General features: G+C 60.2%; 9 protein-coding genes. 3 read left to right on the forward strand and 6 right to left on the reverse strand.

The features are described from left to right. Positions 1-172: 172 nt before the first annotated feature. The 6 genes from aat to C5L13_RS17510 form a co-directional block, all read right to left on the reverse strand. Positions 173-790: a leucyl/phenylalanyl-tRNA--protein transferase gene (gene aat / locus C5L13_RS17485; RefSeq protein WP_105384581.1), complete on the reverse strand. Its 618-nt coding sequence runs from the start codon at positions 788-790 to the stop codon at positions 173-175. Positions 791-802: 12 nt separating this feature from the next. Further along, on the reverse strand, positions 803-2149 hold the full coding sequence (gene accC / locus C5L13_RS17490; protein WP_105384582.1) for an acetyl-CoA carboxylase biotin carboxylase subunit: 1347 nt from the start codon (positions 2147-2149) through the stop codon (positions 803-805). 10 nt (positions 2150-2159) lie between these two features. After that, on the reverse strand, positions 2160-2621 hold the full coding sequence (gene accB / locus C5L13_RS17495) for an acetyl-CoA carboxylase biotin carboxyl carrier protein (RefSeq protein ID WP_105384583.1): 462 nt from the start codon (positions 2619-2621) through the stop codon (positions 2160-2162). A 28-nt stretch (positions 2622-2649) separates the two neighbouring features. Beyond that, a complete protein-coding gene (gene aroQ / locus C5L13_RS17500; RefSeq protein ID WP_105384584.1) occupies positions 2650-3087 on the reverse strand; it encodes a type II 3-dehydroquinate dehydratase in 438 nt (145 codons plus the stop codon). Positions 3088-3218: 131 nt separating this feature from the next. Beyond that, positions 3219-3980 carry a DsbA family protein gene (locus tag C5L13_RS17505; protein ID WP_105384795.1) on the reverse strand — a complete coding sequence of 254 codons (762 nt, stop codon included), beginning with the start codon at positions 3978-3980 and terminating at the stop codon, positions 3219-3221. 308 nt (positions 3981-4288) lie between these two features. After that, complete coding sequence (locus tag C5L13_RS17510; RefSeq protein WP_105384585.1) at positions 4289-7237, reverse strand: Rne/Rng family ribonuclease; 2949 nt, start codon at positions 7235-7237, stop codon at positions 4289-4291. A gap of 627 nt (positions 7238-7864) precedes the next feature. Between C5L13_RS17510 and C5L13_RS17515 the strand changes: the two genes are divergently transcribed. The 3 genes from C5L13_RS17515 to prfB all read left to right on the forward strand — a co-directional run bounded on the left by C5L13_RS17515 (position 7865) and on the right by prfB (position 13056). After that, on the forward strand, positions 7865-9109 hold the full coding sequence (locus tag C5L13_RS17515; RefSeq protein ID WP_407070441.1) for an N-acetylmuramoyl-L-alanine amidase: 1245 nt from the start codon (positions 7865-7867) through the stop codon (positions 9107-9109). Positions 9110-9359: 250 nt separating this feature from the next. Then, complete coding sequence (locus C5L13_RS17520) at positions 9360-11816, forward strand: penicillin-binding protein 1A (protein ID WP_105384586.1); 2457 nt, start codon at positions 9360-9362, stop codon at positions 11814-11816. A 108-nt stretch (positions 11817-11924) separates the two neighbouring features. Continuing rightward, a protein-coding gene (prfB, locus tag C5L13_RS17525; RefSeq protein ID WP_170117283.1) for a peptide chain release factor 2 occupies positions 11925-13056 on the forward strand; the annotation gives its coding sequence in 2 pieces (ribosomal slippage) (positions 11925-11993 and positions 11995-13056; 1131 coding nt in all). The last annotated feature ends 14 nt before the right edge of the window (positions 13057-13070 follow it).

Below are 13070 nucleotides of genomic sequence, written 5' to 3' on the forward strand. Positions count from 1 at the left end.
CCGAACGGCAGTTCTCACCGGCCACAACCGCCGCCACAACACGCTCGCGAAGATCATTCGAAAGAGCTCGTGTCATCAGATGCTGGCCTCCGCCCAGCCAGCACCTTGAATCACAAAACCGGCCCACAGGGAATCCCATCAGATTCAGTCAAGCGATGAAACGCTCTAGGCGTCAAAACTCCCTGTGCGGCAGATCGACCGCCTTCCTTAGAAGCTTGAGGTATTCATCCTTGGGAATATCGATTGTGCCGAAAGTCTTCAGGTGTTCGGTGGTGAATTGCGTGTCGAGCAGGGTGAAGCCATTTGCCCTTAATCGTTCGACCAGATGGACCAGGCAGATCTTCGAGGCGTTGGTGCGCCGGGAAAACATGCTTTCCCCGAAAAAAGCTGAGCCGAGCGATACGCCGTAGAGGCCGCCTACCAGTTCGTCGCCCTCCCACGCCTCGACGCTGTGCGCATGCCCCATTCGATGCAACTCGCTATAGAGCTTGCGAATGGTGGAGTTGATCCAGGTGCTTGGCCGATCTCCGGCCGGTTCGGCACAGCAGGCGATCACCCGTTCGAAGGCCGTATCGAAGCGAATATCGAACGGCTTTTTTCGGACCGCCTTGGCAAGGCTTTTCGAGACATGAAAACCGTCAAGCGGCAGGACGCCGCGCATTTCCGGTTCGACCCAGAAGATTTCCGGGTCTTCGGAGGACTCGGCCATTGGGAAGAGGCCGATGGAATAGGCGCGCAGCAGTATGTCCGGAGTGATTGCCGGGTAATATTTGCCGCGCCGCCCTGCCATTCAGGTCTTTCTCTAGTGCGCTTTGTCTCCGGCCAGATAGTTCTCCAGCCAGTGAATGTCGTAATCGCCGTTGGCTATATCCGGGTTGGACACGAGGTCCTGGAACAACGGCAGGGTTGTCTTGATACCGTCGACGACAAATTCGTCCAGAACGCGGCGCAGACGCATCATGCATTCGACGCGGGTGCGGCCGTGCACGATGAGCTTGCCGATCAGGCTGTCGTAATAAGGCGGGATACGGTAGCCCGCATAGGCGCCCGAATCGACTCGCACACCGAGGCCGCCGGGAGCGTGGAAATGGGTAATCGTTCCTGGCGAAGGCACGAAGGTGCGTGGGTCTTCGGCGTTGATGCGGCATTCGATGGCATGGCCGGAGAAGACGATGTCTTCCTGCTTCACCGATAGCCCGCCGCCCGATGCCACACGAATCTGTTCATGCACGAGATCGATGCCGGTGATTGCCTCGGTAATCGGGTGCTCCACCTGCAGGCGGGTGTTCATTTCGATGAAATAGAACTCGCCGTTTTCATAGAGGAACTCGATGGTGCCGGCGCCGCGGTACTTCAGTTTTTTCATCGCATCGGCGCAAACTTGGCCGATCTTCATCCGCTGCTCCACATTGAGGGCAGGCGAGTTGGCCTCTTCCCAGACCTTCTGGTGACGGCGCTGCAGCGAGCAATCCCGCTCCCCCAGATGGATCGCGTTGCCTTCGCCGTCGCCGACCACCTGGATCTCGATATGACGAGGCTTGCCGAGATATTTCTCCATATAGACGGCGTCATTGCCGAAAGCGGCCAAAGCTTCGGAACGCGCCGTGGAAACGGCTTCTTCGAGATCCGCTTCCGTCCTGGCGACCTTCATGCCGCGACCGCCGCCGCCGGCGGTTGCCTTGATAAGCACGGGAAAACCGATCTTACGGGCGATTTCCAGCGCATTTTCCGGCTTGACCTCGCCATCCGAACCCGGAACGACAGGAATGCCGAGTTCCTGGGCGGTCAGCTTGGCGGTGATCTTGTCACCCATGATGCGGATGTGCTCGGCGGTCGGACCGATGAAGGTGATGCCGTGCGCGTCGAGGATATCGGCGAACTTGGCGTTTTCCGAGAGAAAACCGTAGCCCGGATGAACGGCGTCGGCGCCGGTGATCTCGCAGGCCGCGACGATCTGATGGATGTTCAGATAGCTCTCTCGCGACGGCGGGGGGCCGATGCAGACGCTTTCGTCGGCAAGCCGCACGTGCATGGCGTCGGCGTCTGCGGTGGAATGGACCGCGACGGTGGCGATGCCCAGTTCCTTACAGGCGCGAAGCACACGAAGTGCAATCTCACCGCGGTTGGCTATGAGGATCTTGGAAATCATGGATCCGGCCTTACTCGATTACGACGAGCGGTTGACCGTATTCCACGGGCTGCGAGTCGTTGACCAGGATCTCCGTGATCTTGCCGGAACGCGGCGATGGAATCTGGTTCATCGTCTTCATGGCCTCGATGATGAGCAGCGTCTGGCCTTCCTTGATGGAAGCGCCCACTTCGATGAAGGGGCGGGCGCCTGGGGCGGCAGCGAGATAGACAGTACCCACCATCGGCGCCGTCACGGCGTTCTTGTTGTCCTGTGGTGCGGGAACTGCAGCGACCGGCGCGGCGGCAGCCGAAGGAGCAAACGCCGGAGCGGCAGCAATCGGCGCCTGAACATACTGCGTCGTGCCGGCGCGGGATACCCGGATGCGCAGGTCGTCCTGCTCGACTTCGATCTCGGTGAGGTCGGTCTCGTTGAGGATGTTCGCGAGGTCGCGGATCAATCCTTTGTCGATCCCATTCTTCTTCTCAGACATGGCAAACCCTATTGTTCTGTTTATCTTGTCAGGCGGTAATGGATTTCAAGGCGTGAAGCGCAAGAATGTAGCTTGCGGTACCAAAGCCGCAGATCACGCCTTTTACAGCCGGTGCGATCATCGAATGGTGACGGAATTCTTCCCGTGCATGGACATTCGAAATATGAAGTTCCACCACTGGAACGGAAATGGCCTTGATTGCATCATGCAACGCAATCGAAGTGTGGGTATAGGCGCCAGCGTTGATCGCGACGCCCACGGCCTTCTCGCCGGCCTCATGAATCCAGTCGATGAGAACGCCTTCATGATTGCTCTGGCGGAAATCGACGTCGAAGCCTAATTCCCGACCAGCAGCGATGCAGTCGTTTTCAATGTCCGTGAGTGTCTTGCCGCCGTAGATGCCGGGCTCGCGCTTTCCCAGCATGTTGAGGTTGGGGCCGTTGAGGACGAAGACCGTCTTGCTCATCAGTGATCTGTTGTTCCATCCATAAATTCAGGGCCACCTATAGACCGGAGAGCCCGCAAGGAAAAGCCCCCGCCACGCTGAAAGCCGGGGCGTCCACTGTGATGGAAGATTTGATGAGCAATAGCGGGCGGTCAGCAGGTCGCCTTGCCGCAGGCGCGGACGTTGGCGACCTTTTCCTCGATCGTTTCGGAGCCGACGGCGCCGAAGACCGCCTCGTCGCCGAGGATATAGGTCGGCGTGCCGGTAATGCCGATGCTGTTGGCGAGCTGATAGGCCTGCCGGACGATATCGTCGTTCGGTTTCTCGGTCATGGACTTGCGGATTGCCGCCTCGTTCAGTCCGAGGGACGTGGCGACTGCAACTGCCGTGGCCTCCGACGCGTGCTCTTCGCTGCCAAGCAGCGTGCGATGGAACTGGGCATATTTCTCCGGTGCGAGAAGACGCACCGCATTGGCCACACGATGCGCGGCCAGTGAATCCGGTCCGAGGATCGGGAATTCCTTCAGGATGAAGCGGATGTTCTTATCCTTGGCAAGAATGTCCTCCATATCGCTGAGTGCACGCTTGCAGTAGCCGCAATTGTAATCGAAGAACTCCACGACCGTGACGTCGCCCTTCGGATTGCCGAGCGTGATGTCCGTCGGGGAGGAGAATATCTGCTGGCGGTTGTCGGCGATGCCCTTCATCGACTGCTCGACGCGCTTCGACTGCTGTTTGGCTTCCAGCGCGTTCTGCGCTTCGATGAGAACCTCGGGGTTCTCGATCAGGTATTGGCGGATGAAAGCGCCCATCTCCTTCTTCTGCTGTTCATCCAGTGCGACGGCCGGAGCGGCAGAAAAAAGTGCCAATGCCAGCATCGAGCCGGTGATGAGCGTTTTAAAGGGGTAGCGCATCCATATCCTCATCGGGTCGGGCACAAGCGAAGCCGGTGCACCATTGTTTCGGTTTGCGCCAAAAATAAGCCACGCGCTCTTTCCAAAAAACTGCAAAATCGCATCTTCGTGGTGTTGGCGCATCACAACTGCGTATGAACGCGCTCCCTAATCCGAGAAAATGGATTCTCTTTCAAGAAGGTAGCGAACTTTTCGGAATCGATCCCTTATCCGGTTGATTCAGTTTCTCATCCGCAGGCCCGAGCGCGGGCAAAATAAAACGGCCGCGTTTGGCGCGGCCGTCGTCTTCAAAAGTAGCCCCTTGCGGATCAGAAGAAACCGCGGCGCTGCCACCAGCCGGCCTTCTTCGGCTTTGCTGCGTCGCCATCAATTTCCTGGGGGGCGACCGGATCCGAACTCTTCACAACGGCCTCGGACGAGGACGAGATGTTGGAGGCACGATTGGCGCGCACCGGTTTTGCCTCCTCGGCATCCGCTTGCTCCAACTCGTCAGGGCTGATTTCCCGCACGGCTGTTTCTACGGGGGCCTGCGGCTCCTCGCCAAGCGCTGCTTCGACCTGTTCCACCACGGTCTCGATCGGCGGCGATACTTCATCGCCAGCCGGAGCTTCCACCGCGGCTGCCTTTCCACGACGCGACCGCCGTGGCTTTGCAGTGGTCTCGACAGGCGGCGCCACTTCCGGTTCGGCGGCGACGGTTACTGCCTCGGCGGGGGCCGCCTCGGAGACTTCGACGGCAGCTGCCGCTTCGTCACTTTCAGCCTCATCCGTCTCGCCGGCGTCGTCGGCGCTCAGTTCACCGCCCTCGTCGCCATTGCGATTGCGGCGTCCACCGCGCTTGCCGCGGCGGCGGCGCTTGCGGCGGTTGCTCTCATCGGTGTCGCCGCCGGCATCGGCCTCGGGGGCTTCCGCAGCTTCGGAGACTTCCGTGGCGTCGTCTTCGCCTTCGTCGCCATCCTCGTCATCACCGGTGACATTCTCGCTGCCGCCCTGTGCTGCCTGGGCATCCGTACCGCGTTCGCCATTGCGGTTGCGACGACGACGACGGCGCTTGCGCTTGCGGCCATTCTGGTCGTCGCCTTGCGCGGCACGCTCGGCGCCGGCAGCAGGCGGTTGCGACGCGATGATCTCTTCTTCTTCGTCCTCGTCTGCTTCGATGATGACGTCGTCATCGTCCTCTTCGACGGGGATGGCAGCGAACTGCATCAGGCTTTCGATCTTGACCGGGTTCTCGACGGGCTCGCCGCGGTCGATCGCGAAATGGTTCGAACCGATGCTGACATCCGATTCGATGAAGATCGAGACGCCGAAGCGGTTCTCGTAATCGACGACGGTGCCGCGCTTGTGGTTCAGGAGGTAGAGCGCGATGTCCGGTGTGGTGCGGACGTTGATGTCATGCGTGGTGTTCTTGAGGAGATATTCCTCGATACCGCGCAGCACATGCAGGGCGACCGACGACTGCGAGCGCACATGGCCTGTGCCGCCGCAATGCGAGCAGATCTGGGTCGTCGATTCCAGCACCGAGGCGCGGATGCGCTGGCGCGACATTTCGAGCAGTCCGAAATGCGAAATGCGGCCGACCTGGATGCGGGCGCGGTCGTTCTTCAGGCAATCCTTGAGCTTCTTCTCGACGGCGCGGTTGTTGCGCTTTTCTTCCATGTCGATGAAGTCGATGACGATCAGGCCGGCCAAGTCGCGCAGTCGCAGTTGACGAGCGACTTCTTCCGCTGCTTCCAGGTTGGTCTGGAGCGCGGTTTCTTCGATCGAGTGTTCGCGGGTCGAACGGCCGGAGTTGACGTCGATGGCGACCAGCGCTTCCGTCTGGTTCATGATCAGGTAGCCGCCGGACTTCAGCGTCACCTGCGGCTGCAGCATGCGGTCGAGCTGCGCCTCGATGCCTGAACGGGCGAAGATCGGATGCAGGTCGCGATAGGGCTGGACCACCTTGGCGTGGCTCGGCATCAGCATCTTCATGAAGTCTTTCGCTTCACGATAGCCTTCTTCGCCGGACACGATGATCTCGGAAATGTCCTTGTTGTAGAGGTCGCGGATCGAGCGCTTGATCAGCGAACCTTCCTCATAGACGAGGCAGGGCGCGGTCGAGTTCAGCGTCAGCGTCCGGACGTTTTCCCACAGGCGCATCAGGTATTCGAAATCGCGCTTGACCTCGACGCGGGTGCGGTTGGCACCGGCGGTGCGCAGGATCACGCCCATGCCCTGCGGCACGTCGAGTTCGCGGGCGATTTCCTTCAGGCGCTTGCGGTCCTGCGGCTGTGTGATCTTGCGGGAAATGCCGCCGCCGCGCGCGGTGTTCGGCATCAGCACCGAGTAACGGCCGGCAAGTGAAAGATAGGTGGTGAGAGCCGCGCCCTTGTTGCCGCGCTCTTCCTTGGCGACCTGGACGAGCAGGATCTGGCGGCGCTTGATCACTTCCTGGATGCGGTACTGCTTGCGCGGCTTGCGGACGATCCGGTCCGGCACTTCTTCCATGGCGTCTTCGGCGCCGACCGATTCGATAACTTCCTTTTCGCCGTGATCATCGTCATCGTCGTCGTCATCCACATCGTCGCGACCGCGACGGATGTCGACATCTTCCGAGATCGAATCGGTATCGACCATCGCGGCCATTTCGCCAGGCGTGGAGCCTTCGTCGTCGCCATGGGTTTCGCTAGAGGAGGGGGCGTTACCTTCGCTCGGAGCATCCTCGGCGGATGCGGGAGTTTCCTCTGCAGCGGCTTCGACCGGCTTCTTCCGGGAGCGGCTGCGCTTCGGCTTGGCTTTCGGTTTTTCGCTCTCTTGTTCTACTTCCGCCGCCGCTTCGTTCGGGCTGGCTTCGATCGCTTCGGATCCTGCTTCACTGACAGGTTCGGCTACCGGGGCCGGAGCGGAAGCAATGCCGATATCCGGCTGCTCCTGATGGGCGAGATCGGTCGCCGGATCCGCGGATTCGGCTTCCGCGATTTTGCGCTGATCTTCCGCTTCCTGCTGCATCAGGGCCTGACGGTCGGCAAGCGGGATCTGGTAATAATCCGGATGGATTTCCGCAAAGGCCAGGAAGCCGTGGCGATTGCCGCCATAGTCGACAAAGGCGGCCTGCAAGGAGGGTTCGACCCTCGTCACCTTCGCCAGATAGATATTGCCGCGTATCTGCTTCTTATGCTGCGATTCGAAATCGAATTCTTCGATCCGGTTGCCGCGAACGACGACTACGCGCGTCTCCTCTTCGTGAGACGCATCGATAAGCATTTTGTCTGCCATTGAAATTCTGCTCCTCGGCGCCGCCGGGAGAGTGCAGTAGAGCCTGCCGCGAGGACTGGGCCGTCATGCAGTACGGTCGTTGCGCCGGATAAATATGCTCCCGTTAGGCGCGGCTGTGACGGCAACCGGAAAGATGACAGGGCTCCTCGCTCCCTCAGTCTCTCCAGATTCTGAAAATTGTGCCGTGACATCAAAGACCAAACGAGAATGACGATACTATAGGCCTTCAGAGGCCCGATGAATGTGCTCCGTATGAGCGGTGGGTGGCATGCCACCCGGTACTGTTCCGGCCACCGCCGGATGGATCGAGTATCAGGACAAAGTGTAACGACGGCGGATGTCTGTCGGTCTTCGGCGCCAGTTTCCATTGTGGCTGGCGGCCTATCGGCAGACTATCCCGTCAACACTTTAACCCTCATTCGCGTTGTATGGTTTATCTGTCACAATAGCAAGGGAAAAGCCAAGTTTGCCATATTCTGGATGGAATTAGCGCCCTTATGAATGGCATGGAACGGGTGAATGATTCGCGTGCGCGGAAGGCCAAATGCCTTCCAAAGCGGGCGCTTGGCGGCGGATCTTCTAGGTAGGTGGCGGGTCTTTGATGCGGGTTTCGAGTTGAGGTCGGGTGTGAAGGCTAGGGCGGTCGCCGCTTCCAGCGGTCGGCCGAAGCTGGCGTTGGCGCGAATCATTGCTGTATTGATCCTCCTGACGGGCGTCGCCGGCGCCGTGCCATCGCTGCCTGCGCATGCCTCGACACAGCCCCTTCTGGCGTTCAGCGCGCGGGTCGCAGGCGACGAGGCGCGCACCCGAATCGTGATCGATTTCGAAAAGAAGCCGGAATTTTCCGTCCATTATGTCGCTGCACCCGAGCGGGTGGTCGTCGAGTTGCCCGCAACAGCTTTCGGCTTTCCCGCCGAGGATCTTTCCGCTCGCGGACTGTTCAGGGACATTCGGTACGGCACGATGGACGAATCGAGCGCCCGCATCGTGCTGACGGCGAAGAAACCGGTCAAACTGGTGCTCGCCGAAACGCAGCTGAATGAAAATGGCACCTTTCGCCTGGTGCTGGATGCGGAGATGACCTCCAAGGAGATCTTCAGCGATCTCGTGAAGACGCAGGATTGGCAAATGCCGGTCGAACCCGCGCCGGACGCCTTGGCAACGGGCGAACAGGATAATGTTTTCACAGTCGCAGTCGATGCCGGACACGGCGGCATCGATGCGGGTGCCACGGGCGCCGCGACCAAGACGTCGGAAAAGACGATCACGCTCGCTTTCGCCAAGATGCTTTCCGAGCGGCTGAACAAGATCGCAGGGATCAAGGCTTTTCTGACCCGCGACGACGACACCTTCCTGTCCCTCTCCGAGCGCGTAACGCTCGCTCGCCAGGGCCATGCGGACCTCTTCGTTTCGCTGCATGCCGATACGCTGGCGCAGAAGGATATTCGCGGTGCGACCGTCTATACCCTGTCCGACCGGGCTTCCGACCGTATGGCCGAAAATCTTGCAACCCGCGAAAACCTGTCGGACGAACTCGCGGGCTTCAGCATCCACAGCGGCCCGCCGGAAGTGGCCGACATTTTGCTCGACCTGGCGCGGCGCGAGACCCAGGCCTTTTCGGTTGCGCTCGCCTCGAATGTCGTCGAATCCTTCGAAGGTCAGATCGGACTGATCAACAACCCGCATCGATATGCCGGTTTTCAGGTTTTGCGCGCCCCAGACATCCCCTCCGTCCTGCTAGAACTGGGCTTCCTTTCCAATGCGGAGGACGAGAAGCTGCTGCTCGATGAGACCTGGCGCACAAAGGTCATCGATCGCCTTGGCGAGGCGGTGCGACGCTATCGGGATCGGGCGCTGGCAAACGGCGGTTGAGGCGTTCTTCCGTGGCCCGCATGCCACAGGCTTCGGGAATATCCGCAGAACCGGGCGGCCCGCTCCAAAACGGGTGTGAAAGCCCTATTTTACTCACATTCCGGCGATTACTCAGTGGTTGTCAGATATAAATAATGACGGACGATTGATCCGCCTCCGCCTTGCGTTGCCGCAACCACCGTGCAAAACGCGTCAATTCATGCGATGGTGCGTCTCGTGCGCCGAATGAAAGCCGAACGGTAGCTTTGATATGATCAGATTGATTGGTTATCTCTTTGGATTGGCTTGCGTCCTGTTTCTGGTCGTAGCCGCCGGTGTGGGTATCTACCTCACAGGGATGACCAAGGGGTTGCCGAATTACGAGGTGCTGGCCTCCTATGAGCCGCCGGTCGCGACGCGCGTCCATGCCGGCAATGGCGCCTTGATGGCGGAATACGCTCGTGAACGGCGGTTGTTTCTGCCCATCCAGGCCGTCCCTGATCGCGTGAAGGCGGCTTTCCTGTCGGCGGAAGACAAGAATTTTTACAACCATCCGGGCATCGATATTACCGGTCTCGGTCGCGCGATCCTGACCAACCTGCAGAATTTCGGTTCCGGCCGGCGTCCAGAGGGCGCTTCCACGATCACCCAGCAGGTCGCGAAGAACTTCCTTTTGACCGCCGACCAGACGATGGACCGCAAGGTCAAGGAAGCAATTCTGTCGTTCCGCATCGAACAGACCTATTCGAAGGACAAGATTCTCGAGCTTTATTTGAACGAGATTTTCTTCGGCCTTAACTCCTACGGCATCGCCGGCGCCGCATTGACCTATTTCGACAAGTCGGTAACGGAATTGACCACGGCGGAAGCGGCCTATCTTGCCGCACTTCCGAAGGGACCTGCCAATTACCACCCGTTCCGTCGCGAAAAGCAGGCGCTCGAACGCCGCAACTGGGTCATCGATCGGATGGCGGAGAACGGTTACATCACCCAGCCCGATGCGGACGATGCCAAGAAGCAGCCGCTCGGCGTCAAGCAGCGGCGTACGGGCACGCATCTCTTTGCGTCCGATTATTTCTCGGAAGAGGTTCGCCGCCAGATCATCGAGCGTTATGGCGACAAGTCGCTCTACGAAGGCGGCCTTTCGGTGCGCACCTCGCTTGACCCCGATCTCCAGGTGATCGCGCGTCGCGTCCTCCAGGAGGGCCTCCTGGACTATGACGAACGTCGTGGTTTCCACGGCCCCGCCGCTCAGATCGGCGTGACCGGCGACTGGGGACCTGAACTCGCCAAACTGCCGTCGCTGCGCGATGTGCCGGAATGGAAGCTCGCCGTCGTCACCGATGTTTCGGCCAAATCGGTCTCGATCGGGCTGCAGCCTTCAACCGATGCCGGCGGCAAGGTTGACCCTGCCCGAGAGACCGGTGTGATCGCAGCCGAGGATATGAAGTGGGCGTTCCGTGAAGCCTCCGGCACCCGCAAGACGGCGAAGTCGCCGGATGGCGTGCTAAAGCCGGGGGATGTCATATACGTCGAACCGATCAGCGAAGCGTCGAAGACCTACAAGCTGCGTCAGCCGCCGAAAGTGCAGGGTGGTCTTGTCGCGATGGACCCGAATACCGGCCGCGTGCTCGCCATGGTCGGCGGTTTTTCCTATTCGCAATCCGAGTTCAATCGCGCCACCCAGGCGATGCGCCAGCCGGGTTCCTCCTTCAAGCCTTTCGTTTATGCGGCGGCGCTCGACAATGGCTATACGCCGGCGTCGGTCATTATGGACGCTCCGATTGAAATCGTCTCCGGCGGTCAGGTCTGGAGGCCGGAAAACTACGGCGGCGATTCCGGCGGCCCGTCGACGCTGCGGACGGGTATCGAAAAATCGCGAAACCAGATGACGGTGCGCCTGGCGCAGGACATGGGCATGGAGCTTGTCGCCGAATATGCCGAACGCTTCGGCATCTATGACAAGATGATGCCTGTTCTGGCCATGTCTCTCGGGTCCGGCGAAACGACCGTGATGCGGATGGTGTCCGCCTATGCCGTGTTTGCCAATGGTGGAAAGCAGATCAAGCCGACCGTGATCGACCGCATCCAGGACCGGTACGGCAAGACGATCTTCCGCCACGAGGAGCGCACCTGCGAAGGTTGCAACGCCAATGATTGGGCGAACCAGGAGGAGCCGACCGTGGCCGATAACCGTGAACAGGTTCTCGACCCGATGACCGCCTATCAGATCACGTCGATGATGGAAGGCGTGGTTGCGCGGGGTACGGCCGCCGGCAAGATCCCGGTCAAGGACCGCCCGGTCGCCGGCAAGACCGGCACCACCAATGACGAGAAGGACGCCTGGTTCGTCGGTTACACGCCGAACCTGGTGGCTGGCCTCTATCTCGGCTTCGATACGCCGACCCCTCTCGGCAGGGGTGGCACCGGCGGGTCCCTGTCCGCTCCGATCTTCGGCAAGTTCCTGGCCGAAGCCGCCAAGCTGACGCCTGCCGAAAAGTTCCATGTTCCGGAAGGCATGCAGTTCATCGCGGTGAACCGCAAGACCGGCATGGCTGCAATGGAAGGCGAACCGGATACGATCGTCGAAGGCTTCAAGCCCGGCACAGGCCCGGCCGACGTCTTCCAGGTTATCGGCGAAGGGGAATATCTGACCCAGGACCAGATCTTCAACAACTCGCCCCAGGCTCAGCAGGCTGTGACCTCGGGCATGCCGGGCCTCTTCTGACCCGTCGATGACCGATAGCCATCGGGCCTGGGCTTTACATCTAGGTCCGGTGCAACTATGTCCTCGGCACAGAGAAACACCCAAAATGAAGAGTGAAAAGCAAGCGCCATGCGTGCGGAAATCATCAATATAGTCGACGAAATCAAGCAGGCCATAAGCCTGCTGAGGAGGCATCTTTGACTGGGACCAGGCGGTAAGACGACTGGACTGGTTGAACAACAAGGCCGAGGATCCAAACCTCTGGAACGATGCGGCGGAAGCCCAGAAACTGATGCGCGAACGTCAGCAGCTTGATGACGGCATCAATGGAGTGAGGGCCCTCGACCAGCAGCTCAACGACAATATCGGGCTCATCGAACTCGGCGAGGAAGAGGGCGACGAGGCGATCGTCAAGGAAGCCGAGGATGCGCTGAAGGCGCTGAAGGTCGAAGCTGGACGCCGTCAGGTGGAAGCGATGCTTTCGGGTGAGGCGGACGGCAACGACACTTATCTGGAAGTGCATTCCGGCGCCGGCGGCACCGAGAGCCAGGACTGGGCGAACATGCTGCTTCGCATGTACACCCGCTGGGCCGAGCGTCAGCGTTTCAAGGTCGAACTTCTGGAAGTGCATGACGGCGAAGAGGCCGGCATCAAGTCCGCGACCATCCTCGTCAAAGGCCACAATGCCTATGGCTGGCTGAAGACCGAATCGGGCGTCCACCGCCTGGTCCGCATTTCGCCCTATGACAGCAATGCCCGCCGGCACACATCCTTCTCGTCGATCTGGGTCTATCCGGTCGTCGACGACTCGATCAACATCGAGATCAACGAGAGCGATTGCCGCATCGATACCTACCGTTCCTCCGGTGCGGGCGGCCAGCACGTCAACACCACCGACTCGGCGGTCCGCATCACGCATATCCCCTCCGGCATCGTCGTTCAGTGCCAGCAGGAGCGGTCACAGCACAAGAACCGGGCCAAGGCCTGGGACATGCTGCGTGCCCGTCTCTACGAAGCGGAGCTGAAGAAGCGGGAAGAGGCGGCGAATGCCGAGGCGGCCTCGAAGACCGATATCGGCTGGGGCCATCAGATTCGTTCTTACGTGCTTCAGCCCTATCAGCTGGTGAAGGATCTGCGCACCGGCGTGGAAAGCACCGCGCCCGGCGATGTGCTGGATGGCGACTTGAACGAGTTCATGGAAGCAGCGCTCGCCCACCGCATCAGCGGCAAGGCGGACATGGAAGTTGCCGACGTCGACTGACGTTTCTTCCCCAG

Source organism: Neorhizobium alkalisoli, assembly GCF_002968635.1.
GTDB lineage: Bacteria > Pseudomonadota > Alphaproteobacteria > Rhizobiales > Rhizobiaceae > Neorhizobium > Neorhizobium alkalisoli.